Origin of the sequence: Leuconostoc carnosum (genome assembly GCF_014207505.1) — a bacterium.
GTDB classification, from domain to species: Bacteria; Bacillota; Bacilli; order Lactobacillales; family Lactobacillaceae; genus Leuconostoc; species Leuconostoc carnosum.
This window is the reverse complement of record NZ_JACHGL010000006.1, coordinates 99,646-125,404: the sequence shown is the minus strand read 5'-3', so window position 1 is coordinate 125,404 and position 25,759 is coordinate 99,646. Positions and strand designations below refer to the sequence as shown.

Genomic DNA, 25,759 nt, shown 5'->3' with positions numbered 1-25,759 from the left:
TATATTGGAGGAATAGTTATGTTATTAGAAGTTAATCACGTTGAGAAAGTTTTTAAAACACGATTTTCAAATAAAACAACGATTGCATTACGCGATGTGGATTTTAGTGTCGACAACGGGGAGTATATTGCGATTATGGGTGAATCGGGTAGTGGGAAAACAACATTATTGAATATATTAGCCACATTAGAACGGTCAACACATGGACAGGTGTTGTTAAACGGAACAAATATTACAAACATTAAAGAAAACGATCTTGCAAAATTTAGACGTGAGCATCTGGGATTTGTTTTTCAAGATTTTAATTTGTTGGATACATTGAATGTACGAGATAATATCTATTTACCATTGGTATTGAATCGAGAAACTGTACAAGCTATGAAAATGCGGCTTGATATGTTGGCGCCACAGCTCAATATTTCTGAATTATTAAACAAACAACCCTTTGAATTATCTGGTGGTCAGAAGCAACGTGTGGCAGTGGCACGTGCTTTGATGACAAAGCCTGATTTGGTACTAGGGGACGAACCAACAGCGGCCTTGGATTCTAAAAATTCTGATCGTTTACTCAATTTGTTTGAAAAAATAAACGATCAAGGACAAACGATTTTAATGGTGACACATTCAAGCGTAGTTGCTAGTCATGCCAAACGTGTCTTGTTTATTAAAGATGGGATGATTTATCATCAATTGTATCGTGCTGAACGCAGTGTGAGTGAGTTCAATAAAGAAATTAATTTGGCAATGAGTACTATTTTAGGGGGCAACTGATATGTTTTATCTGAAACTAGCAGCCCGAAATATCAGGCAATCATTTAAGAACTTTTTACCTTTTTTGTTAGCGACTAGTACGATGTTTGTGATGTCGTATGTGTTGGCTGCGATTGCTTTTTCGCCCGAATTAAATCAACTACAAATCCAACCAAAAACAGTTTCAATGATTTTAATGGTTGGTTTAGCAATATTAGCACCTTTTTCAATTGATATTAGTGTTTATGCCTATCGGTTTTTGTTGAAAAAACGGTCACGAGAATTTGGCTTATATGATGTACTAGGACTAGGGAAACGACAAATTACAATCGTGGCTTTATATGAGTTAGGCATGCTGTTTTTATTTACAATGGGAATTGGTTTGGTATTTGGTATTAGTTTGGCTAAATTTCTTTTTTTGATTTTTGTGACGATTTTAGGTGGACATGTATTTAACTTGTCATTGACTATTTTGTCTATTCTTGAACCATTGGCTGTCACTGGAATAACTTTTATATTATTGGGAATTGTTGTATCGTGGACTATTCGTCACAATTCCAGTTTGTCATTACTTCATTCTGAAAATAAAGGCGAGCGTGAACCAAAAGCACGAGTAAAATTAGCATTCTTAGGGGTTTTATTATTAGCTATCGGGTACTATATGGCAGTGACTGTTAAAAGTGGTGAAACGGCAGTTAAAATGTTTGCTATTTCAGTTCTGTTAGTTATTGCAGGCACCTATTTATTTTATATGACCTTTACGATTTGGTACTTGCAACGCCAAAAGAAAGGTCGACGTTATTATCGACCCGAAAAATTTATTACAACAAATGCAATGTTATATCGTATGAAACAAAATGCAATTGGGCTAGGGAATATTACGATATTAATTACTATGACAATCGTGACATTAGTTACCACTGTCATGTTACAAGTTGGGGTGAGTCAAGCCACATTAAAAAATATGCCTTATACAACAACCTTAAACGCATTGGGGCAGCATAGTGGCGAAGAGATGTCGTCTAAAGACAGCCTACCATCTGAAAAGCAGTTCAATAGGGCCGTGGCAACTGCTGCACAGCAATCAAATGTATCAATTACTAAGGGCATTTCATATGTTGATTTTGGTAGTCAAAGTGTCAAAGTGAACGATAGCAGCCACCCTAAAATTACAGAAATAACTCAATCAGATGCACAGAACGCACAAACAGTACAGATTATTTCACGGCAAACATTAATTAAAATGGGTAATAATGTACCAAATATCGGTAAAAATGAGGTGTTAATCCACAATGATAATGGCCATTTTAATCCGGACAGCATCACGTGGTTTGGTCATCAATTGGTCGTTCGTGGGCAAACTGACGCATTGAAAAATTTTCCAATAGCGCAATTTAATTCAGGGAATACTAGTTTTATTATTGTGGCAGCCAATGATCAAGTTGTACAACAGTTAATTGATAGCCAAAATCGTATGATTAGGGACGGAGACCCTTATCAATTACCTATACGTCAATTCTTGATTAATCTTAATCAGACGGATAGCGCCAAACTAGTCGATGCTTTTACAAAATTGACAGATGAGAATATGGCGCGATACAGTGTTGATCGGTATAGCTATTTAAAGGAAACGCTCAGTACGTTGAGTGGCTTTCTATTTATTGGGTTTACTCTGGGGCTAACATTTGTTTTGGGTGCAGCTTTAATTATTTATTATAAACAGATTGCTGAAGGGGAACAGGATCGAGAAGCCTTTCGTATCTTGCAAGAAGTCGGTTTATCGAAAAAAGAAGTTTCGCGAACCATTAATAGTCAAATTCGCTTACTATTCTTCACGCCAATTATTATTGCTGTGATTCATTTTGCTGGTTCATACGTCATGGTATCAAAAATTTTAACTGTCTTTGGTGTAGCTGACAGTCAATTGATGTTAACGGTAAGTGCAATTGTGATTGTTGTGATTATCTTGCTGTACTATATTATTTATAAAGTCACATCGCGTAGTTATGTCAAGATTGTACAGCGTCAAGTATAATGATGTTATGCAGAAAATATTTATTGTTGAAGATGATGAGAGCATCGTCACCAGTTTAAAATTAGCATTATCTGATGAATTCAGCGTCGTTTCGGCACTGAATTTTCGTGCTGTCGTTCAAGAAATTACTGAAACGCATGCTGATCTAGTATTGATGGATATTACGTTACCTTATTTTAATGGTTTTTACTGGACAACAGAATTACGAAAAATAAGTAAAATACCTATTATTTTTATTTCTAGTGCTGATGATGAAATGAATCAGGTTATGGCCATGAATATGGGAGCCGATGATTTTATTGCTAAACCGTTTAATTTAGTTGTTCTGAGTGCTAAGATTCAAGCTTTGTTAAGACGAAGTTATGATTTTAGTACGCGTGAACTTGTCTTTTCAGGTTATCGATTGATTGATGATCAATTAATTGGTGAGAGTGGCAAAGTCGATTTAACCAGTACGGAAAATCGACTATTACAAACATTATTTGAATATGGCGCAGTTGTCGTACCAAAAGAAGTTTTATTGTCTAAACTATGGGAAAATAATGACTTTATTGACGAGAATACATTGCAGGTTAATATGGCGCGCTTACGAAAAAAATTAGTACGAATTAATTTTGATAAAATCCATACAGTGCGTGGGGTGGGCTATGTTTTGGGGTGAGTATTTAAAGAAACGATTAAGTTTATTATTGATTATTTTTATGGGACTTGGGGGCTTCTGGTTTACCTTTTTGATGTGGCAATTACCATTGACACCGTTACGAAATGCAGGGGCATTATTAGTTTTGACACTAGTTGTGTATATAATTTTTGATTATTTAGCCTTTAAAAAAGCGCAACAAATCTTACGTGATTTACAAGCTGATATGCAACAATTAACGGCAGAAATAACCCACCGTACGCAACAAGAGAAAGAATTTTTGGATATTATGCGTATCTGGAGTCATCAAATGAAAGTACCATTGGCTAGCATTGACTTAGTTGCGCAAACCCGTTTGCCAGAATTAAAAAAGCAGACATTTGCATTAGAAAATTATCTTAATATTTTGCTAGAATATCTGCGTATTAATAATGTTGCTACTGATTTTAGATTTGAACGAGTGGATGGACGCACATTGCTAAATCGACTAGTAAAAAAGTATGCGATACAGTTTATCCAGAAGAACATTGCTGTGGAAATTATTGGGGATGTAACACTCAAAACAGATGCGAGATGGTTAGGTGTTGCACTAGAACAGGTGATCAATAATGCAGTGAAGTACACAGATAGAGGTCGGGTTACGATAACATTATCTGATCAAGGTATAAAAATATCGGATACAGGTATTGGTATTTTAGCAGAAGATATTCCGCGATTATTTGCCCACGGGTTTACTGGCTATAATGGGCGATTAGATAAAAAAGCTAGTGGTTTGGGTCTATATCTTGCTAAATTAATATTGGATAAATTAGATTTCCAAATTGAAGTGACATCGCAAGTTGGGGTTGGTAGCACGCTTAAAATCAACAAGCGGTAGATACTTAACGTTGTCATATATAAATGTTAACAGGTTATTTTTTTAATAAAAAAGGGATACGGTATGTTATTAAAGAACATATAGTATCCCTTTTTTGTGATAATTTTTACAAAATAACTATATTAAATTATAAGAAAAGATCTTTTTCAATTATAAAAAAATGATATAATAATCATTAAATGAAAAATGAGGTTCAGAGAATGAAAGAAAAATTACTAGATGCCAAAGATGTATCTGTGGCATTTAAAATTGCTGGTGAATATCAAACAGCATTACACAAAGTTAATTTGTCTATCAATCGTGGGGAAGTTTTGGCCTTAGTTGGGGAATCTGGATCGGGGAAGTCAACATTTGCGATGAGTGTTATGGGCTTACACAATCCAGAACAAACGCAGGTCACAGGTTCTATTAAATTAAACGATAATGAACTCATTGGTTTAACAGAAAGACAGTTTGACAAATACCGTGGTGTCTCAGTGGGTATGATTTTTCAAGATCCATTATCAAGTCTCAATCCGTTGATGAAAATTGGTGACCAAATTGCTGAGGCCATTACAGTACACGATAAGCAGTCAAAAGAAGTAAAAAATCGAGTTCAGCAATTGCTACTGGATGTTGGCATCGTGGATGCTAAGCGAGTGTCACAACAATATCCACATGAACTTTCTGGTGGTATGCGACAGCGCGTCATGATAGCTATTGCCTTAGCAAATGAGCCAGATTTAATTATTGCCGACGAGCCAACAACAGCGCTTGATGCGACTATTCAAGCTCAAATATTAGATTTAATCAAAGAAATTCAGCTTAAGAAAAATGCCGGTATCTTATTAATTACTCATGATTTAGGTGTTGTGGCTGAAATGGCAGATAGTGTGAATGTGATGTATGCTGGACAAATTGTTGAGCAAGCTTCAGTTGAGGAACTATTTAATAACCCTAAGCACCCTTACACTAGGTCACTCTTACGAGCAGATCCATCAGATGTTAACCCTGGTGAAGATTTATATGCTATTCCCGGTACGGTACCGGCGTTAAATGATATGGACCATAGTAAAGATTTATTTTTACAGCGTGTACCTTGGCTTAATGATGAGGTGGTTAACGCACCAGTCAGCGAAGAATTGCAAAAAGTTAATGCACAGCATTATGTACGCGGTAATGTTTGGAAAACTTTTGAGTTTGAAGAGCCTGTCAATAATGAGGAGCAAGTATGAGTGAGTTAGTCAGAATAGAAAATTTAAAAGTCTATTATCCGGTTAGATCTGGATTTTTTAACCGAATTACAGATAATATTAAAGCTGTCGATGATGTGTCATTTACCATTGAAGCCGGTCAAACGTATGGTCTTGTTGGTGAATCGGGTTCAGGTAAGACGACTATTGGTAAGTCACTTGTTGGACTTGAGAACCCGACGAGTGGAAAAATTCTATTTGAAGGTCAAGAAGTAACTCAAATCAAACAAAAGAAAGCGATTAATTATAATAAAGATGTTCAGATGGTTTTTCAAGATAGCCAATCAAGTTTAAATCCCCGAAAGACAATTGGCGAAATCATTGCTGAACCACTTAAAAGTTTCGGTGTACCAAACAAGATTGGAGCTGGATATGGTGGTGAACGTTCCTTTGAACAATCTAAGGTAGATGAACGTGTGTTGGAATTATTGGACATTGTTGGATTACCAGCTCGCACAATAAGCCAATACCCTTTTCAGTTTTCAGGTGGGCAGCGTCAACGAATAGGTGTTGCAAGAGCATTGGCGACAAATCCTAGATTAATTGTTGCTGATGAACCAGTATCAGCCTTAGATTTATCAGTGCAAGCACAGGTATTAAATTTTATGAAAAAAATTCAGCGTGATTATGCTATCAGTTTTCTTTTCATTTCTCATGATCTAGGTGTTGTGAAATACATGACGAATAATATTGCTATTATGCATAATGGACGGTTTGTAGAGTTAGGAACAACAGAAGATATTTTTAATGATGCTAGTCATATTTATACCAAGCGTTTGTTGTCAGCAATACCGAGTTTAGATGTTAGTCAACGTGAAGCAAAGCGAGTTTATCGTAAAAAAGTTGAAGCAGAATTCACGCAACATCAAGATACTTACTATCAGCAAGACGGTAAACGTTTACGTGCTTATGATTTACAGCAAGTCACAAAAACGCATTTTGTGGCGCTTGAAAATGGGGGTGTCTGAATATGTGGCAGACAGTATTACGACGTGTGTTACTTATGATTCCGCAACTTATTTTAGTTTCCATTTTGGTTTTTATGTTAGCACAATTGATGCCGGGTGATCCATTCTATGGTAACTTGAATCCCAATTCTGATCTAGCAACAATTGAACGTATGAGACATGCTGCAGGATTGGATTTACCTTGGTATGAACAGTATATAAAATGGGTAGGGAATGTTTTGCATGGCGACCTAGGTACATCATATGTTGTCAATAAGGGCTGGGCAGTAACACGCATTATTGGTCAACGTATCTGGCCGACCCTTTCAATGGGAATTATAGCAGCTATTTTGACTTATTTTTTGGCCATTACACAGGCACTGTTGGCAGCAAGAAATGAGAATAAGTTGATTGACCGTGCCTTAATGGTTTGGAATACTATGACATCAGCAGTACCATCAATTGTATTTTATTTCATCATGATGGTTTTGTTTGTGTACATCATTCCAATTTTTCCTATTTCAGGTACAGGTATCGATGACTCACAAAATTTTACAACAAATTTCTTTGGCAATTTAAGTTATGCATTTTTACCAGCTTTAACGATTGCATTATTTAGTACTAATAGTATTTTTCAGTATTTACGCTCAAATTTATTGGATCAGCAAGCTCAAGATTATGTGCGAACAGCACGTGCTAAGGGTGTTCAGATAAAGGATGTGTTCAGAAAGCATATTTTACGGAATGCATTTCTGCCAATTGCTTCAGGTATTGGTTATTCCATCACAGGTGTGTTAGGTGGTGCCATTTTTGCTGAAACGATTTTTGGGTATCCGGGATTGGGCGCTTTATTTGTGCAAGCTCTAAGTGGACGTGATTACACCGTTATTACGGCATTGATGTTACTTCAAGGATTCTTAGCACTAATGGGTGGCCTGTTGTCAGATATTATTTCAGCTTGGGTTGATCCTCGTATTCGAGTGAAATAAGGAGTAAGTACATGGACACAAAAATCAAAAAAAATCGCTTTGGATCAAAATTTATGAAAAATTTTAGTCGTGAACTAGCGAAAGATAATTTAGCATTAGTAGCTACAGTGTTATTAGTTGCATTATTTTTATTTATTGTTATTGGACAGTTTTTCGTACCAAAAAATATTGGGACGATGAGTGACATCTTGAATGCTAATTTATCACCATTAACCAATGGTCATATTCTCGGCACGACGGATTCGGGTGCTGATTTTCTACTGACGTTAATTGCATCATCACGCAATTCAATTATCATTGGCGTTTGTGTAGCAGTATTAATCACAGTTATTTCAGTGGTGTTCGGTATGATTATTGGTTACTTTGGTGGCTGGCTGGATTGGGTCGCGATGCGTTTAATTGATTTTTGGCTGGTGATGCCAATTATTATGATTTTAGCAATTATTTTTTCGACAGCCAAAGGCTTATCAATCTGGAACTTAATTTTGATTTTATCAGTTATGAACTGGCCGCCAAATGTACGTTTGATACGCACATTAACTTTGTCAGAGGTTAATCGAGATTATGTTGAAGCTGCTAAAATTTCCGGAACACCTTGGTATAAAATTCTATTGAGTGGTATTTTGCCTAATATCTCTTCAACAGTTATATCAGATTTCGCGCTCACTTTAGCAGGATCAATTGGTATTGAAACTGGTTTGACATTCTTGGGCTTTGGATTGAAACACGGGACAAGTTCTTTGGGTTCAATGTTAACGGTACTAAGTGGCAGTTCGGCTTCTTCTGTCTATACAAAATGGTGGTTGTGGGTACCGGTGACACTAGTATTGGTGATTATGACTTTTGGTATCGTTGTTCTTGGACAAGTTGCCCGACGGGCAATTGATCAACGACAATCTGTTTCTTAATTTTAATATAAATGAGTTAATTTTAATTTTATTATTGACAACTCATTTTAAAGTGATATATTTGTACTTATATTTAATAGAATGATTAATTTACTGCAATTAAATTATCATAATTATTCAAGAAGGAGCTTGTAATGGTTAGTACGGGAAAGAAAATAGGGTATGGCGTCGGCGGTGTTATCGTCGTTGCAGGTGCCGCTTGGGCGTTATTCGCTGTCACATCTAATAATAGTGATTCAACACAAAAAGCGGTTAGTGTTGGTTCATTTAAGGGTGATTATAAGAATTCAAAGTCTGCTATCAAAAATGGGACGTTAACAGTGAGCTATCCTGGGACCGCATCGGACCCTGTGTCATTTGCGGGATATAGTGAATTTTCACAGTGGTCTGCAGCTCAGAGACAACTTGATCCTGCAGGTGCTAATTCGTTGTTCTATGTTGATGAAAATTCTAAAACAACCAATGATGGTCCTGCAAAAATCAAAATTGATAAAGACAATAAAACAGCAACAATCACCCTGCGTGATGATTTGAAGTGGTCCGATGGTAAAGATGTCACAGCACAAGATGTGTTATTCTCATTGAAAACCTTAGCAACAAATAAAGTTGCTGCAGCTAACTTTACAGAGTCGTATACAGCTATTAAGGGTCTGAGTGCCTACCAAGATGGTAAGGCTAAAGAAATTTCTGGTGTCAAGCTAGATGATGGTGCCGATGGTAAAAAACTGACCGTTTCGTATACAGCATTGCCAGCCGCGATTGACTGGGGCGATGGTCTTCCGGCATACGCTCTGCCATATCATGACTTGAAGAATGTCGCTTCGAAAGATTTAGCAACTTCTGAAAAAGTCACAAAGCATCCATTGTCATTTGGACCGTTTAAGGTTGCTTCTGTATCTTCTGATTCGACAGCTAAATATGTCAGAAATACCGATTATTGGGGTAAAACACCAAAACTAAAAGGTATCACATATTATATTAACCAAGATCAAACAAAACTAGAAAATGATTTAGCAAAACAAAAGTTTGATATTGTTACTGAAGCACCTTCCGCCCTGTGGAAAGATGGTGGCACACCTGTATTATCAAAGTATGACAATGCCAAAGGTTACGCTGCAACAGGTAGTTATGACACTGGTTATTGGGAACTTTACTTTAACTTAGGACACCTTAACCAAAAATCTGGTGATAGTGTGCAGGACAGAAAGACACCATTACAAGATGCTAATGTGCGTAAAGCAGTTGGTTTTGCTCAAAACGTTGGTGATGTAACTAAAAAGTATGGTAATGGGCTTCGTGTAACAGCAGATACATTAGTTTCAAAGAATGAAACTAAAACATTGTTCTACAATGATGATGTTAAGGGGTATCAACAAAAGTCAGCTGGTGACGCTAAAAAAACAGGTGAATTATTGGAAAAATCTGGCTATAAAAAGGATGCCGATGGTTATTTCACTAAGGATGGCAAGCGTTTGAGCTTGGTATACTTGGCACGTTCTGGACGTACAACCTCAGAAGCTGAAACCAAAGCTTATATAGAATCATGGAAAAAAGCTGGTATTGAGGTTAAATTGTATCAAAACAAGTTAGTTGATCCATCGACTTGGCAATCAATCGTGTTAGATGGCAATCATAATGATTGGGATATAACAGATGCCGGTTGGGGAGAAGGGACTGTGCCCACATTTGATCAATTGTGGAGTAAGGCAGCGCCATATAACTTTGGCCATGTTGTTTCGGACAAGTTAACTCAAAACTTAGAAGATACTCAAAAATCAACGTCTGAAGATGACTTAAAGAAGAATATTAAGCAATTCCAAAAATTAGTTGTTGATGAACAAGCTTATACAATACCAACATACACTAATATTAAGGTACAATTAGTCAATGGTCGTGTGACAGGCTGGACGACAGCAGCTACCAAAGATACTAATGATTTGTATGCTAAGATAGGTGTTTCTCAAGATAAGCCTGTAACTTCGGGCGATCCAAGAAAGTAAACACATAGGTAATGTGATACTAAATAAAAGTACTTGTAGTTAGAAAAATAAGATAGAGATTATCCAGGAACGTCAGAAACCCTTTATTTGAGGATTTTGGCGTTCTTTTTAAAAATAATTATAGTTAGCAATACCAAATGTTAAAGATTTGGTATTGTGTATCCACATATGGAAATATAGGAAGGTAAACGAGATGGTGAATATTGAATTAAGTCGGTTTAGAGTGAAAGAAGGTAAATCTAAAGTAGTTGATGAGTGGTTAGCATTCTTAAATGAAAATATAGAAGAAACGTTACTTACATTAGATAGAGAAAAAATGTATGTAGAAAACATTTTTAGAGAAAAATTGAACGGTGAAGAATTTCTTTATTGGTATTCAATACAAGGTAAGGGAGGACAGCAAGTAGAAGAATCAGATAGTTGGGTTGATAAAAAGCATTTACAGTATTGGAACGAGTGTATTGATAACACTTTTATAACAAAGGATTTAAAGCCTTCGGTCATTATGATACCTAATAATGTACGACATATTATGGCATAATATGATTAACCTAATATAAACGCATACTTGCTAGGTAGAGTTTTTTGGAAAGAATCTATGCTTCTAGCGATATCAATTAAAAAATAGACATTTTTATTTATTCAATAAGAACCTCTTGTACAGTTTGAATGGATTGTTTTGATTTACCAATAGTACTTTGGAATATCTCGCCAGTTTCGTCAAAAAAGCATTCACAATTTTATTTATTTTATCAAGAATTATTTTTCCTTATAACAATATGGTATATCAAGTTTTCCGATGATGAACACTGACATATCAATTTGTTGTGATTAATGATTTTTTGCACGGTGGTGGTGATAATTTCACGGCATTTAAAGGTACAAAACTTGTGGGTGCAGTTGGAACCGATACAGATACCTTCGTGAATTATATTCAAACGATGACAAGTACAGCTAAAAAAGTTGTGCCACCAGTTTTAGATCGTAAAACACTTATTCAATAATAAAAAAGCAAAGTCCTAAAAATCAAGACTTTGCTTTTTTATTTGGTGTTTTTTTAAGAATTGGGAGATTAACCTTTAAATACCCAGGCATCACCATTAGCAGCTAATAATTTATCAGATGCTTCAGGACCCATAGATCCAGATTTGTATGTCTCAAGTGGTGCTTTATCAGCAGCATATACGTCTGAAATAGCATCAACGAACTTCCAGGCAATAGATACACCATTCCAGTCAGCGAAGTTTGAGCCATCACCATTCATGGTGTCATGAATCATACGTTCGTATGGTTCAGGTGTGTTTTGCTTATCTTCATCAGAAACGGTCCAATCAAGATTAATCATACGTGTATTGAAAGCATCTTCGACTGACTTTGAGTTAATCTTGAAGTCAATCGCACCCTTAGGATCAATGATAATTGACAACACAGCTTCTTGCGCTTCTTGTTCTGTACCAAAGTTAAATGTACCAGACTTAAAGACAATGTCCACACGTGTTTGTTTAGCAGCTAGACGCTTACCTGAACGAACATAGAACGGTACGCCTTCCCAACGTGGCAAATCAAATTGTAATTCACCAGCCATAAAGGTATTGTTCTTTGAGTCAGCAGGAACATCCATTTCTTCCAAGTATGGCTTAAATGCTGCAGAATCACCGGCACCATATTGTGCGCGAACGAAGTACTTGTTAACTTCTTCTTCATTGTAAATTTTTAAGGCATTAAACGCAGCATTCTTGGCAGCACGAATATCTTTATCATTGAAAGATTCTGGCTTTTCCATAGCTAACCAACCGACGATTTGCATGGTATGATTTTGAATCATATCCAACAATGCCCCAGCTGTATCATAATAGCCAGCACGTTCTTCAACGCCTAAGACTTCGGACAATGTAACTTGTACGTTTTTGATGTAGTCTTTGTTCCAAGCTGCATCAAAAATTGGGTTACCGAAACGAAGTGCCGCAATATTTTGAACCATTTCTTTTCCAAGGTAGTGGTCAATACGGAACAATTGATTATCATCAAAAGCATTTTCCAAGTCACGTTGTAATTCTTCAGCTGTATCATATGATGTACCAAAAGGCTTTTCTATCATCAAACGGTTGTAACCAGTTGATGCTAATAGACCTTCAGACTTCAAATATTTAGCAATTGTACCAAAGAAACGTGGGGCAACTGACATATAGAAAATACGGTTACCGTCGATATCAAACTTATCAGCGGCTTCTTCAATCGCTTCCTTCAAAATGCCGTATGATGCTGCGTCTGTAACATCATGTGCACGATATGAAAAGTGCGTGATGAATTCTTCTGCTTGTGACTTATCGTCTGTAAAGTCTGCAATTGACTCACGAACTAATTGTTTAAACTCATCATCAGTCAAGTTTTGACGGGCTGTTCCGACAATGGCAAAGTGTTTTTGTAGGTAACCTTTTTTGTAAAGGTTGAAAACTGATGGGTAAAGCTTACGCTTTGCCAAATCACCAGTACCACCGAAAAATGTTACCAACGTCTTGATTTCTGAAACCATGATGTTCCCCTTAATTTAATAGTATAAGTATTTATTCACTATTTATTATAACGCAAAAATAGTGTAAAAGTATGGCTTTTCACAAACATATTACCCGCGCCGTACAATAAAATATATTTCATGTTACAATAATCCTATTGTTCAGTACGTGTTAGGGGGTATTTATGCAGAATAATGTAACCGGTAAGCCAAAAAGTTTGAATGAAAAATGGCTGCTGGTCGGGACGTTATTATCCAATACTGGAAATTCAATGTTGTGGCCAGTCACAACATTATATATGACAAGTGTTTTACAGCAAAGTTTTACAACAGCTGGTCTAGTTTTAATGATTGGTGCGTTAATTAGTGTCTTTGGTGCTTTTGTTGGTGGCAAATTGTTTGATCGCTGGCGACCATATGAATCAATGATCATTGCTGCGATTATCATTTTAGTTTCAGTGGTGAGCCTGATTTTTTGGAATGGATGGCCGGTGTTTGCTGGATTAATTTGGTTAGCTAATTTTGGCATGGGATTAGAACAAACGTTGGTTAATTCATTTGCCACCACAATTCCTGGTGAAAAAACACGGATTGTGTTCAATAACATGTATATTGTATTAAATATTGGTGTGGTTTTAGGCACATTGGCTGTTGGTTACTTATTTGACTATGGTTTTAGTCTGTTAATGATGATTTCGACTGTCTTATATTCAGGTTTACTGTTGATTATTGTGACGAAGTTTAACGTACCAACCCATCATTTTACGAGTTCAACAGATTTTTCAGCAGAGCAGACGTTGGCACCAAAACAACATGAAGTAAAATTTCAGTTAACATCTGTATTGATTGCTATTGGCGGTTTATTATTTATTACTTATTTATCTTATATGCTTTGGGAAACAGTCATGGCACCACATATGAAAGATTTGGGTATGCCAACGCGAAATTATGCTGATTTGTGGATGATTAATGGTATAACAATTATTTTCTTACAAAAATTTGTATCTAACTGGGCGAATAAACATCCGTATCATGTTTCTGTAATTCTTGGCAGTGTTATTTTTGCTTCAAGCTTCTTCTTTTTAATCTTTGTTCAGTCATTTTGGCAAATTGTTTTAGTGTTTGAATTGTTAACTATTGGTGAAATGTTACAAAGTCCACAAGTACCTGCTTGGGTGGCGCAGATTACCCCAAAATCAGTGGCAGGACAAGCACAAGGATTTGTATCCATGATGATACAATCAGGACGTGTGGTAGGCCCAATGTATTCTGGTATTATGATGGATCATGGTTTAATGAACATCTTATTTATATCAGTTTTTGTGGTTATGATTGGTATCACGATCAGTTTATCGGTAATTGTGTATCGTAGTAAAAATATTGACACTGCTGGTCAAGCATAGTAAAATTAGCCTATCTTAAATAAAGCAATTCTAGTAAGATATGCATTCGGTGTTAAGAGAAGTAGCGGGTGGTGTGAGCTACACAGGTGCAAAAATCTGAATTACGATTCGTTACTGCGCGCAATATATTATTGCGTACATTTAAGCGTGGCACCACCACGATAGCAAATGTTTAAGTGATACTTTTGATAATTAACCATTGTCTGAAGTGTAAGCTGGGTGGTACCACGGATTTCTAAAAATATCGATTCGTCCCTGTTGTAGTCTTAATTGGCTAGAGCAGGGATTTTTTATATTACACTTATATGGAGGATTGGATTTATGGTGCATAAATTATCTGGACGCCTATCATTTGTACTATTGATAGCTATTATTGTCATCCTAGCTACTGGGATTATTAGTTTTGGACTTAGCCCAATAGCGCCTTTACTGGTTGCTATTGGATTGATTATGATTGTGGCACGTTTGTATGGCGTGAGTTGGCTAACCTCACAAGCGGCATTAATCAAAGGTCTGGAGTCGGGCATTGCACCTATTTTTTTGTTTTTGTTAATTGGTGCTATGATTGCTTTATGGTCAGCCACTGGTGTCATACCAACCATGATTTGGGCTGGCTTTAAAATTCTAAATCCAACTTGGTTTTTACCAACGGCTTTGATGACAATGGCAGTCGTTGGGACAGTGATTGGTAGTGCTTTTACGACCTTATCAACCGTTGGTGTGGCTTTTATGGGTATTGGGACATTAATGGGGTTAAATCCTGCATTGGTTGCAGGTACGCTTTTATCTGGTGCTATATTTGGGGACAAAAGTTCACCATTATCTGATTCAACAAATTTGGCATCAGCCATTTCCGAGACAGATTTATTTGCGCACATTAAAAATTTAATGTGGACAACATTGCCCGCCTTGATTCTGACACTGTTGTTAGCAGTTGGTTTTGGTTTGGGTCATGAAACGCATCAAGATATTTCACAGCAAAGTAGCGCCATGATGGCTGTTTTACAACCAACTTGGTGGGCAATTGTTCCTATTTTTGTTCTGATTGTGACAGCATTTCTTAAAATTCCAGCTGTAGCAGCGTTGACAATTAACATTTTTGTATCTAGTATTGCATTTTTAGCTGATCATTCAGTTCAATCTTGGTCTGTTTTGTTGGTGGATGGTTTTAAAACAACGAGTACAGACCCAACCTTGACTGCACTATTGAATCGTGGTGGTATGGCATCGATGATGAGTACCGTGATGATTATTCTATTGGCTTTGGCAATGGGTGGTTTATTAAATGGCTTAGGTATTTTGAAAGCAGTGATGGCACCTGTTGCCAAACATCTCAAATCATCTCGTTCGGTTATTTTAGCCACGTTAGCAACTGGTATTGCTGCTAATTTCTTAGTTGGGGAACAGTATTTAGCCACAATTTTGCCAGGACAGTTATTCAAAGAGTCGTTCAAACGTGTTAATTTATCACCTTTGGCTTTGGGGAGAACAATTGAGGATTCTGGTACGGTTATGAATTATTTGGTACCGTGGGGCGTAGCTGGTGCATTCGCTGCGCAAACTTTACATGTTTCAGTCATTGATTTTGCACCATTTACATTTTTTGCTATTTTATCGCCAGTGATGTCAGTGGTGACAGCATTTACAGGTATTGGTTTAAAACAGAGAAAGCAGTAAAAAATGCGCCTTTAATAAGGGCGTATTTTTTACATAGGTAACGATCTGAAGGTGAATTTTTTGAGAAAATGGTTGGGTTTTGATATGTCAACACAGCAGGGTCTACCAGATCCGTGTGCAGAAATAACGATGCTTTGATTGGGCGCGATTTGATAGTTTTTTCGTAAGGATTCTGTTTTGCTATCTTTAATCCAAACTTCATCGGCAGTTGTTATGTTGATTGTGAGATAACTTGTGTTGTGATTAGTTATTTTTATTTTTCCAGCTTCATTTTTGGTGGCTGATACAGAGGGAATGATGGCTTTTTGTATAGGTATAGTAATTAAACATGTGATGAATAACGCTGATATGATAACTGATAATTTCATTTGATATGCCTCTGATAGATGATACGAAGGAAAGCTTATTTACACTAAAAAAACTATCATTAAGATATGATAGTTTTTTTAGTGTAAAATACTTGTCTAAAACAAGACAGTAATTAAGATAACGGCTATAACGACTTGGATTAAACCAGTTACCAGTCCGTAAGTTAAGAACTTACCACCTGATTTCTTAATCGTATCAATTTTCAAATTTAAACCAATACCGGCTAGGTTGACAACACCGAAGAATCCAGATATCGTTTTTGCACTGAAAGTCATTGCATGTGGCAATATAATGAAACTGTTGACGAGTAATAGGATAACAAAGGCAATGATAAACCAAGGGATTTTAACGCCATGATGTGTTTCATTGATATTAGCAGCAGCTTGGTCTTGTTTTTGTGCCATTTTTGAAAAGATCAGTACGACAACTGTTAAGAGGATGATGCGTAACATCTTGAATAAAGTGGCATAGGTGACAACTGTAGGATTGATTAAGGCTGCTGTTCCAACAACTTGGCCGACAGATTGAACAACACCACCAACTAAAGCACCAAGGAGTAAGTTATTATGGCCAACTAAATGTGGGCCAACGATTGGTAAAATCAGTAAGAGGACAACACCGGTCAAACTCACAGTGGCCACAGCTGTACGACGTTGATCATCAGTTGCGCCTATGGCTGGTGCAACTGATGCAATCGCACTTGAACCACAAACCGCATTTCCTGCGCCCATTAACATGGCTGATTTACTGGTTACTTTAAATAAACGACCACCCATCCATAAGACAATCACAATAGTTAAGGTCATTTGGAGAATAATGAAAAGCAAACCATGCAGTTTGAGATTTTCAATTGTTCTTAAAGTAACTGTTAATCCCATTAAAGCAATACCAATTTCAATAGGGAATTTTTCAGCCCATTTCATACCAGGGGCAAATGCAGCTTGATTCAGGATGGTATTTCCAAGTAGAATACCAAGCAGCATGGCAATCGCTTCAGCACCTAAAAATGGTAACCAAATGGCTAAAATTTTTGCAACTGCAGATAGTATTAAGGTAATGATGATACCAGATACCATATTTGATTTAATTCTCATAATCTCTCTCCATGTATGACTGCAGCTGAGTATTTCGGCATGCAATTTTAATTTTCAATATAGTTAATGCTACCCCTGTGTTTGCTATTTGTAAAATAAATATTTATAATGTGTTTAATTAATAAAACTAATAGGAAAACTTATGTTTAAATTATTGAGAACTTTTATTGCTGTTTATGAAACACGATCGTTTTCTAAAGCAGCCGACCAATTATTTATTTCTCAACCCACGGTTAGTGTGCACATTCAACAATTGGAAAAAGAATTAAATATCATATTATTTCATCGTAATGGTAGAACTGAATTCACGCCAACAAATAATGCACGGATGCTGTATCAAAAAGCAGCACAGCTGTTAGACCAATGGCAGACTATTACAGATAGTTTGGAAAAAGAACAGCGTACGAACATTAAAATTGCGGCTTCTCAAACTTCAGCAACAGTTTTACTACCAAAAATATTTTCAAAAATTGAACACACGCAATTTAATACAATGGATATACAAATCGAGATGCACAATTCTGAAGAAATTTTGGCAGGTGTATTGAACCATCGATTCAATTTTGGCATTATTGAAAAACCGATTACACATGATTTTATTGTACGAGAAGAAATTGCTAAGGATCAACTTGTGTTAGCGGGAAATTTAGGTTCGGATTTGTGGTTAGTGCGTGAAAAAGGTTCTGGCGTTTATCACTACACACAGCAGTATTTTAAACAAAATAACTTGGTGCCTAATCATTTTTTGACAATTTCTAACAACGATATTATCGTAAAAATGTTATCAGAAAATTTTGGAAAATCAATTGTTAGCGTGCAAGCATTAACTGATAATATGCCTTACCAAACCTTGGATAGTATGTTTAATCGATCTTTTTATGTGATTCGTTCGGCTCACGAAAATCGGACAGATATTTTAAAATGGTATAAGCAAGTGGTAGACATAGCACGTGATGTAGCGGAATAATGGCTTGTGTAGTCAGTTTGAGAGAGTTATTATGTACGCGATATGGTGCGGCCAAAACCGCTTGATAACATCAATTAATCTTGCCATTATCATAGTTTACATTTTTTGTAATAGGCGATGACAATATCAATAATATTATGATATAAAAATAATTAAGGAGAATTTTCATGAAAATTTATGCAGTGCGGCATGGGCAGACGATTTTTAACACGCTAGATAAAGTGCAAGGTTGGGCAGATACACCGTTGACAGATCAGGGTAAACAAGATGGGCAAGCAGCAGGACGGCGTTTGCAAAATGTGAAATTTGATGCAGCAATATCATCCGATACATCGCGTGCAATTCACACAGCAGAATACATCTTATCAGCTAATAACCGTGACTCACCTAAACTGACGTTTACATCAGACTGGCGAGAATATTTTTTTGGTAGCTTTGAGGGCGGACTAAATGCGGATGTGTGGAAAGCCACTGGTCAAGCATTAGGTATTGATTCGGATTCACCAGATGAGATTACCAAACAAGTTGATATGACAACGATTATGGATACAATTTATCAGATAGATCCCAAACATTTAGGTGAAAGTGCTTCAGATTTTTGGCAAAGGATAGATCACTCGCTGGTAACATTACACAAAACATATGCTAGTGATGCAACAGTATTGTTAGTTTCCCACGGTCAATTAATTTGGAATTTAGCACAGCATTATGGTCATTTGTCTACAGCAAATCGACCTCAAAATGGTGCAGTAGCAGTTTTTGATATGGCTAATGATGGCACATTAAGTGTTGAAATGTTTAATGATACAAGTACTGTATTTTGAACGGTTAATGCGTTTAAAATATATCATGGGTTAGTTTCCTGGAAATTTACTTATTTGTTCAAACATGATTTGGTACAATAGCTTATAATAATAATATGCAAACACCGCGTGAGATTTTAAAAGAAGTATTTGGGTACGATGATTTTCGTGCAGGACAATTAGATATTATTGAAAAAGTGTTAGCCCATAAACATACATTGGCAATTATGCCAACTGGTGGTGGTAAATCGATCACGTATCAATTACCAGCACTGATGTTTGAGGGGTTGACTTTAGTTATTTCACCATTAATTTCTTTGATGAAAGACCAGGTTGATGGTCTTAATACGATGGGGATTGATGCAACTTTTCTCAATTCTACATTAACAGGACAAGAGCAGGCGCAGCGCATGTCAGATATTCGTGCGGGTCTCTATAAAATGTTGTATGTATCACCAGAGCGCTTGGAAATTCCAAGTTTTTTTGGTTTTATTCAACAGTTGCCAATTGATTTAGTTGCGATTGATGAAGCGCACGTCATGTCACAATGGGGGCATGATTTTCGACCTAGTTATTTAAATATTTTACCATTATTACATGAAATTCCTGGTTCTCCAGCTGTTTTAGGATTAACTGCAACAGCTACTGAACGTGTTCGTGAGAGCTTGCAGCAGTTACTTGATGTCTCTGACGAAGATACTGTGCTGACAGGTTTTGCTCGTGATAATCTTGCGCTTAAAATCATGCATTATGTTGACAAACGACGTTACGTGCAAGATTATTTACGTGAAAATAGTGAGCAAAGTGGTATTATTTATGCGGCTACACGTAAACAAGTTGATGAATTATATGAATTTTTACATAAAAAAGGGGTTAAAGTTGGTCGTTATCATGCAGGGTTACCTGAACATGAACGGCAAGCCATGCAGGAAGCATTCTTATATGATGATGTGCAGGTAATCGTCGCAACCAATGCTTTTGGTATGGGCATTAATAAGCCCAATGTGCGCTTTGTTATCCATTACTCTGTACCAGGAAATATCGAAGCCTATTATCAAGAAATTGGGCGCGCTGGACGTGATGGCTTGCCTGCTGAAGCTGTACTATTATATGCACCACAAGATATGCATTTACAAGAATTTTTTGTACAAAAATCTGGTGGTTCAGAAGAATATAAGCAAAATGAATATAATAAAATCCGAGAAATGAACGCATTTGCTAATACGCAAACTTGTTTACCACGCTATTTATTAGGATATTTTGGTGAAATCGTTGACCAAGATTGCAAGATGTGTTCGAACTGCTTAGATTCTCGCGAGATGGTTGATGTGACGACAGATACCCAAAAGGTCCTGGCCAATGTGATGCGTATGAATCAGAGCTTTGGTAAAACAATGGTTGCCAAAATATTAAAGGGTTCACATGATGCCACTGTGAAAAAGTATGATTATTTGACCCAATTACCCACATATGGCTTGATGAAAGCACATACATTGAAAGATTTAACGGCTTTTATTGATTTTCTAACGGCTGATGGTTACTTGAAAACAGCGGGTGGCGAGTTCCCAGTGCTTAAGGTGACAGAAATCGGTGCTCGTGTGCTTAAAGGACAATTGGTTGTGGAAAAACGACTGAATCGTTCTGTGGTGGCACAGCAAAAAGTAGTTACGTCTGCTGCCAAAGGGTTGAAATTATCTGATGATGATAATCAATTATTTGCTCGGTTGAAGGCAAAAAGGCTGGAATTGGCTCGAGAGGCAGGTATTCCACCGTTTCTTATTTTTTCGGATAAGACTTTGATGAATATGGCAATTCTCAGGCCAAAAACAGATGAAGAATTTTTGGCACTTTCTGGTGTTGGTGAAAAGAAGTTTGAAATCTATCATAACGACTTTGCTCATGTGCTTGCAGATGACTTACAAGTACGAGAATAGAGAAAACACTTGCTACTAGCTTGTTTATCTGGTATAGTAGTATCTGTTATGGAGAAGTACTCAAGCGGCTGAAGAGGCGCCCTTGCTAAGGGTGTAGACGTGTTAAAGCGTGCGAGGGTTCGAATCCCTTCTTCTCCATTCAGCATTTCATGGCGTTGCATAAGGTTGCAAAAACCTTAATGTAGCGCTTTTTCTTATGAAAAACGTTGCACTGTATTTCATAGCATTTCACACAAAAAGGTACTTTTTAGGTACTAAATTAAATCAAGCGAGTAAGCAATATAACGGCGTTTAAGCCGTTTTTTCTTTGCAGAAAAAGGAAATCTCCACCACATCAACAAGCATATATCATACATACAATGACGTTGCAGTGCCTATTAGTTGGTTTTTGATATCAATTGAAATGCGGTTGAAGAGGTGGTGTCTTTGGTGCTAGTCTCGCTTGCTTTACAAATGATAGCTTTAATTGCTAGTATTGTTCTTGATAATAAAGTTAAATTAGAGGTGAAAGATATGAGCTTTGAACAAGATATAAAAAAACTGCGTATGGGACAGGGGATGACGCAACAAGAATTGGCTGATCGGGTTCATGTTAGTCGTCAAACCGTTTCAACGTGGGAAACTGGGAAAAATTATCCTAGTTTAGATGTTTTACGTAGTTTAAGTCTCTTGTTTGACATATCTTTCGAAAAAATAATGTTTGGAGAAGAAGTAGATATGAAAGATAAACGGATAAGTGTTGCGGAATCAATTGACAAAGATGTGTCGTTGAAACAAAGATATAAAAAGGTAGCTATTATATTTGGCTCGATGTTATTATTGTTGATTGCTTGGGTTGTCACTTTAACAATTGGCTATCAAAAAGGAATTAATACAATTGACCGGTTGAATCCATTTTTGCAGTATCAAGTGGCGTACACTAAAATGCCTGACGACAAAGAAATTAATCCAAATAATCAAAAAAATCATGGGTATTGGACAAGGTGGTTTTCTGATAATGAAATGGGTACAGATTGGCATAAATTGACACTAACCACTGGCATGAATCCAGGTGTTAAAGATCCATACGTGATGGCTTATCATAAAGGTAGTTATGTCAAAGTAGCTAGAATTGTGCCAGGCAGTTCAGTTAGTCAGGTGATGAAAAGTAATGTATCTGCCGTTAACAGATTAGTATATTCAAAAAATAAGGAAAATTTAAGTTTAAACATGGGACCTACCAAGACATTGAAACATAAAATCCATTATTCTAGGGCAATTCAAGAATTAGTTGTGGAATAAGACCAGTTGAATGTCCTGAGCGTTGCTTATGTCCAGGCCACTAATAAAAAGCAAACGGCTACGCAAATACTTGCAGCTGAAGCAGTTATTTTCTGCGTGACTTTATAGTCATAGATAGCATTAATTAAACAAAAAATAGCAAATATATACAACCCAATTTTTGAAAAAATATGATTGCCTGTAAGAATCTGTGCGATTATAGTCAAAAGTAATAATATTAATCCGAAAATCATAAGCCAAATTGGCATTGCACTTGTTTTATTCATATGGTCATCCCCAATAATGCTTTTAACGTGGTTCAATGCACGTATGGTTAGTGTTAATTGATTGATTCTATTTAGTATAAAAATAATTATATCAAAGAAAGAAAATGATTGAAACTTTCTGAAAATTCATGGAAATAATTTTAACGAAATAATTATCTAAAAAGCCTCCGCTCATCTAAATAAGATGGGCGGAGGCTTTTTGTTATATCACATGATCAATGAAAATATTTTTCTGCCTGAGATTCTCTAAGCAGTCTGCAAGGTAGGTCTCGTTATGCTCAGGATAAAGCGGATGGGTAGGTACAATCGATTCTAATGTTGTGTAAGGTAGGGTATGTTTACCACGATACAGGGGCTCCAGCCACAATGGATCTGGTTGATAGTCGCGTGATAGCATTTCTGTTATCACAAGTTTGTGGTATTGATACAATTTTAAGGGTGAGTGGTCAAATACATAATTCACCGTAGCATGCGGTTTGCCCCAACCTTTACCACGTAGCGCACAGCATTCACGATGTTGTCCTAATAGCTGTTGTCTAGGCAACTGTTTGATTAGATTTTCATGCCATAAACGCATGGTTATTATTCTCCTCACGTAGGCTTGCGATAGGCCAACATTATTTTTTGTCTTTATTTATTTCTTCGAAATCGCCATCAAATATACTGTCATCAACTTTGCTTTGACGTGGTTGAATAAATTTTGAACGGATCCAGAATGCAAGTGAGATGAGGATGATGACACCAGCGATTGCCCAAAAGTTTTTGATAATAAAACTGAAAATTAGAATGAGTATGATGGCCAATATGAGCCTTGGAATAATGCCAAATGTACTTGCAAATAAAAGTGACACAAGATAAATGACCCATAAAACTGCAAATAATGCAAAGAAAAGTATACCGAACATGTAATGTACCTCCGTTTGTAATAGCGTAACACCTTGATTAATATCTAGTCAACCAATTCTATGTATTTGTATGAGATAAATTATAAAATAAAAACATCGAAAACATTTAAGTTTTCGATGTTTTGTACTGCTCCACTTGGATTCGAACCAAGGACCTGCGCATTAACAGTGCGTTATTCTACCACTGAACTATGGAGCAATAGTTAACTAATCAACTATTACAGTATACCAAGATTGGAAAAAAATGTCAATACTTATTTTTTAAGAAGATAATATTTTATTTTCTCTAGTGAATCTGTTAATTGTTCTGTACTGATGGTTAATGGAGGTAACAGACGTAAAGTGTTATTTCCTGCTGACAGTACAATAATATGTGCTTTTAGTAGTTCAGATACAACATCATTCACAGGGATATTTAATGTAATGCCGGCCATCATTCCTAGGCCACGGACTTCTTTTACTGTCGGAAGTTGCCGAAATTCATCTAACTTTAGCCAAAAATGTTTAATTTTATCATCAATATCATTAAGTACACCATCTAAGACGGTTAGCGTAGCACTGGCTGCTGCCATAGCTAGCGGATTACCACCAAATGTTGAGCCATGTGTGCCATAGGCTAATGCTGGGGCTAGTTCATTTTTGGCTAACATAGCACCCACAGGGATACCATTGGCTAGTCCTTTAGCACTTGTAAAAATATCTGGTTCAAATCCAAAATGCTCAAAAGCAAATTTTTTTCCAGTACGGCCCATGCCTGTTTGTACTTCATCGATAATCACTAAAATATGTTGTTGGTGGGCGAGGGCAATTAATTCATCAATGAATGCTTGTTCAGCTGGAATGACGCCGCCTTCACCTTGAACAAGTTCAAGCATAATCGCTGCGACGTCATCATTAAGTAGTGATTTGACACTATTAATATCGTTGAATTTGGCATATTCAAACCCAGTAAGCATAGGCATACCAGCATGGATACTATCTTGACCAGTAGCAGCCATAGCAGCATATGTCCGTCCATGGAAAGAGTTGGTAAAAGAAATAATCGTTGATTTACCAGTTGCGAGACGAGCTAATTTAATTGCTGCCTCGTTAGCCTCAGCACCTGAATTAGCAAAATAGGCGGTGTATATATCACCACCAAGTTTTTGTGCGACTGTTTCTTGCAACGGATTTTGATATAAATTAGGTACGTGCCAAAGATGGTGAGCTTGTTCGACAAGAGCTGATTCAACTTGTGGGTGACATGCACCGACATTGTAAACACCGATACCGCTGGATAAATCGCTATACGATTGGTTTTTATCGTCCACCCAAGTTGCATTATTGGCTTGGATAAAAGTTACTGGTGCACGATGATAATTTGGAAATAGTGGCATGAATATTCTCCCTGTAAAATATGATTATAAAGTGACAACCGTACCTGGTTGCGTTACGGTGTCAGTAATGTGAACATGATGAACCCCTAGCTGTACGGCATGAAGCGCACTATTGACTTTGGGAATCATACCACCAGTGATGATATGTGATTTTTTTAGTTCCAAGGCCATCTTTGGTGTTAGTTGTTGCAAAATATTGCCACTTACTTTGATACCAGAAACGTCTGTGAGTAAGTACAGTTTGTCAGCCTTTAAATATTTGGCAATCGCACTAGCAGCAGTATCAGCGTTGACATTTAACCATTGGCCTTCGTTGGTAATAGCTAATGGGGCAATGATTGGTATTAAATTTTGTTGCCACATTTTTTGAATGAGTTGGGTATTGACTTGGTGAATGGTGCCAACGTAGCCATAAGTGTCTTGATCTAACACATGGCCAGTTAATAGCTGATTGCTACCAGCATTGAGGCCAATAGCTGGTACACCATTTTGGCGGAAAGATTCAATCAGTGAGGGCTGTACTTGGCCAAGTAAGGCCATTTTAGTGATATCAATACCTTTTTGTGTGGTGAAACGGATACCATTAATTTTTTCTACTGGTTCATTGAGCTGTGACATGAGATCTGAAATGATGTTTCCACCACCATGGACAATGGCAATTTGATAGCCGAGTTTTTGCCAATGCTTGAGTGTATCAAAAAAAGCAGGTGTCAGTTGTGTTGTCGTTGAACCACCAATTTTAATAATCATTTTTTTAGTCATCATGCAAGCCTCCGTGTTTCTATATGTCTAAT

Annotated in this window: 24 protein-coding genes, 2 tRNA genes and 1 pseudogene; 18 read left to right on the top strand and 9 right to left on the bottom strand. The window is 36.8% G+C overall.

Annotated features, from left to right (window positions below; translation table 11 throughout):
• Nucleotides 1-18: 18 nt before the first annotated feature.
• The 11 genes and pseudogenes from HNQ98_RS07660 to HNQ98_RS07610 form a co-directional block, all read left to right on the top strand.
• Entirely contained in the window at nt 19-771 is a 753-nt protein-coding gene (locus HNQ98_RS07660; RefSeq protein ID WP_184285036.1) for an ABC transporter ATP-binding protein, read from the top strand.
• A 1-nt stretch (nt 772) separates the two neighbouring features.
• Complete coding sequence (locus HNQ98_RS07655) at nt 773-2,785, top strand: FtsX-like permease family protein (RefSeq protein WP_184285035.1); 2,013 nt, start codon at nt 773-775, stop codon at nt 2,783-2,785.
• A 7-nt stretch (nt 2,786-2,792) separates the two neighbouring features.
• Nucleotides 2,793-3,446, top strand: a complete 654-nt coding sequence (locus HNQ98_RS07650) for a response regulator transcription factor (RefSeq protein ID WP_019041058.1) — start codon at nt 2,793-2,795, stop codon at nt 3,444-3,446.
• Complete coding sequence (locus HNQ98_RS07645; protein WP_135197899.1) at nt 3,433-4,302, top strand: sensor histidine kinase; 870 nt, start codon at nt 3,433-3,435, stop codon at nt 4,300-4,302. The genes HNQ98_RS07650 and HNQ98_RS07645 overlap by 14 nt, the downstream gene beginning before the upstream one ends.
• Nucleotides 4,303-4,502: 200 nt before the next feature.
• Nucleotides 4,503-5,516 (top strand): ABC transporter ATP-binding protein, encoded by a 1,014-nt coding sequence (locus HNQ98_RS07640; RefSeq protein ID WP_135197898.1) that lies wholly within the window; start codon nt 4,503-4,505, stop codon nt 5,514-5,516.
• Entirely contained in the window at nt 5,513-6,502 is a 990-nt protein-coding gene (locus tag HNQ98_RS07635; RefSeq protein ID WP_135197897.1) for an ATP-binding cassette domain-containing protein, read from the top strand. Before HNQ98_RS07640 ends, HNQ98_RS07635 begins: the two co-directional genes overlap by 4 nt.
• 2 nt (nt 6,503-6,504) lie before the next feature.
• Nucleotides 6,505-7,470 carry an ABC transporter permease gene (locus tag HNQ98_RS07630; RefSeq protein ID WP_135197896.1) on the top strand — a complete coding sequence of 322 codons (966 nt, stop codon included), beginning with the start codon at nt 6,505-6,507 and terminating at the stop codon, nt 7,468-7,470.
• 11 nt (nt 7,471-7,481) lie between these two features.
• Nucleotides 7,482-8,378, top strand: coding sequence for an ABC transporter permease (locus tag HNQ98_RS07625; RefSeq protein WP_135197895.1), 897 nt, complete (start codon nt 7,482-7,484; stop codon nt 8,376-8,378).
• 134 nt (nt 8,379-8,512) lie between these two features.
• Nucleotides 8,513-10,378 (top strand): ABC transporter substrate-binding protein, encoded by a 1,866-nt coding sequence (locus HNQ98_RS07620; protein WP_135197894.1) that lies wholly within the window; start codon nt 8,513-8,515, stop codon nt 10,376-10,378.
• Between the two features lie 193 nt (nt 10,379-10,571).
• Nucleotides 10,572-10,919 carry a DUF6176 family protein gene (locus HNQ98_RS07615; RefSeq protein ID WP_172600988.1) on the top strand — a complete coding sequence of 116 codons (348 nt, stop codon included), beginning with the start codon at nt 10,572-10,574 and terminating at the stop codon, nt 10,917-10,919.
• 283 nt (nt 10,920-11,202) lie between these two features.
• A pseudogene (locus HNQ98_RS07610) lies at nt 11,203-11,382 on the top strand (hypothetical protein); the annotation flags it as partial.
• Between the two features lie 68 nt (nt 11,383-11,450).
• Here the strand turns inward: HNQ98_RS07610 and zwf are convergent.
• On the bottom strand, nt 11,451-12,911 hold the full coding sequence (gene zwf, locus HNQ98_RS07605; protein ID WP_014975000.1) for a glucose-6-phosphate dehydrogenase: 1,461 nt from the start codon (nt 12,909-12,911) through the stop codon (nt 11,451-11,453).
• Nucleotides 12,912-13,075: 164 nt separating this feature from the next.
• Between zwf and HNQ98_RS07600 the strand changes: the two genes are divergently transcribed.
• Nucleotides 13,076-14,293, top strand: coding sequence for an MDR family MFS transporter (locus HNQ98_RS07600; protein ID WP_014974999.1), 1,218 nt, complete (start codon nt 13,076-13,078; stop codon nt 14,291-14,293).
• A gap of 321 nt (nt 14,294-14,614) precedes the next feature.
• Nucleotides 14,615-15,970 carry a Na+/H+ antiporter NhaC family protein gene (locus HNQ98_RS07595; RefSeq protein ID WP_135197893.1) on the top strand — a complete coding sequence of 452 codons (1,356 nt, stop codon included), beginning with the start codon at nt 14,615-14,617 and terminating at the stop codon, nt 15,968-15,970.
• A gap of 29 nt (nt 15,971-15,999) precedes the next feature.
• Here the strand turns inward: HNQ98_RS07595 and HNQ98_RS07590 are convergent, their stop codons facing one another.
• Both HNQ98_RS07590 and HNQ98_RS07585 read right to left on the bottom strand, forming a co-directional pair.
• On the bottom strand, nt 16,000-16,338 hold the full coding sequence (locus HNQ98_RS07590; RefSeq protein ID WP_019040374.1) for a hypothetical protein: 339 nt from the start codon (nt 16,336-16,338) through the stop codon (nt 16,000-16,002).
• Between the two features lie 96 nt (nt 16,339-16,434).
• Nucleotides 16,435-17,433, bottom strand: a complete 999-nt coding sequence (locus HNQ98_RS07585; protein ID WP_014974996.1) for a YeiH family protein — start codon at nt 17,431-17,433, stop codon at nt 16,435-16,437.
• A gap of 142 nt (nt 17,434-17,575) precedes the next feature.
• Between HNQ98_RS07585 and HNQ98_RS07580 the strand changes: the two genes are divergently transcribed.
• The 5 genes from HNQ98_RS07580 (at nt 17,576) to HNQ98_RS07560 (ending at nt 22,418) form a co-directional block, all read left to right on the top strand.
• Nucleotides 17,576-18,400 (top strand): LysR family transcriptional regulator, encoded by an 825-nt coding sequence (locus HNQ98_RS07580; RefSeq protein WP_135197892.1) that lies wholly within the window; start codon nt 17,576-17,578, stop codon nt 18,398-18,400.
• A 167-nt stretch (nt 18,401-18,567) separates the two neighbouring features.
• On the top strand, nt 18,568-19,224 hold the full coding sequence (locus tag HNQ98_RS07575; protein ID WP_135198210.1) for a histidine phosphatase family protein: 657 nt from the start codon (nt 18,568-18,570) through the stop codon (nt 19,222-19,224).
• Between the two features lie 95 nt (nt 19,225-19,319).
• Nucleotides 19,320-21,137 (top strand): DNA helicase RecQ, encoded by a 1,818-nt coding sequence (gene recQ, locus HNQ98_RS07570; RefSeq protein WP_014974993.1) that lies wholly within the window; start codon nt 19,320-19,322, stop codon nt 21,135-21,137.
• A gap of 50 nt (nt 21,138-21,187) precedes the next feature.
• Nucleotides 21,188-21,275, top strand: a tRNA-Ser gene (locus HNQ98_RS07565).
• A gap of 375 nt (nt 21,276-21,650) precedes the next feature.
• On the top strand, nt 21,651-22,418 hold the full coding sequence (locus HNQ98_RS07560; RefSeq protein ID WP_135197928.1) for a helix-turn-helix domain-containing protein: 768 nt from the start codon (nt 21,651-21,653) through the stop codon (nt 22,416-22,418).
• 26 nt (nt 22,419-22,444) lie between these two features.
• Here the strand turns inward: HNQ98_RS07560 and HNQ98_RS07555 are convergent, their stop codons facing one another.
• The 6 genes from HNQ98_RS07555 to argB form a co-directional block, all read right to left on the bottom strand.
• Nucleotides 22,445-22,684, bottom strand: coding sequence for a hypothetical protein (locus HNQ98_RS07555; RefSeq protein WP_135197890.1), 240 nt, complete (start codon nt 22,682-22,684; stop codon nt 22,445-22,447).
• 202 nt (nt 22,685-22,886) lie between these two features.
• Entirely contained in the window at nt 22,887-23,261 is a 375-nt protein-coding gene (locus tag HNQ98_RS07550; protein WP_135197889.1) for a TIGR02328 family protein, read from the bottom strand.
• A 40-nt stretch (nt 23,262-23,301) separates the two neighbouring features.
• A complete protein-coding gene (locus HNQ98_RS07545; protein ID WP_014974989.1) occupies nt 23,302-23,589 on the bottom strand; it encodes an AFWIR motif membrane protein in 288 nt (95 codons plus the stop codon).
• Nucleotides 23,590-23,716: 127 nt separating this feature from the next.
• Nucleotides 23,717-23,788 (bottom strand) — tRNA-Asn (locus HNQ98_RS07540).
• Between the two features lie 55 nt (nt 23,789-23,843).
• Nucleotides 23,844-24,965, bottom strand: coding sequence for an acetylornithine/succinylornithine family transaminase (locus tag HNQ98_RS07535; RefSeq protein WP_135197888.1), 1,122 nt, complete (start codon nt 24,963-24,965; stop codon nt 23,844-23,846).
• Nucleotides 24,966-24,989: 24 nt separating this feature from the next.
• A complete protein-coding gene (argB, locus tag HNQ98_RS07530; protein WP_135197927.1) occupies nt 24,990-25,727 on the bottom strand; it encodes an acetylglutamate kinase in 738 nt (245 codons plus the stop codon).
• Nucleotides 25,728-25,759 lie beyond the last annotated feature (32 nt).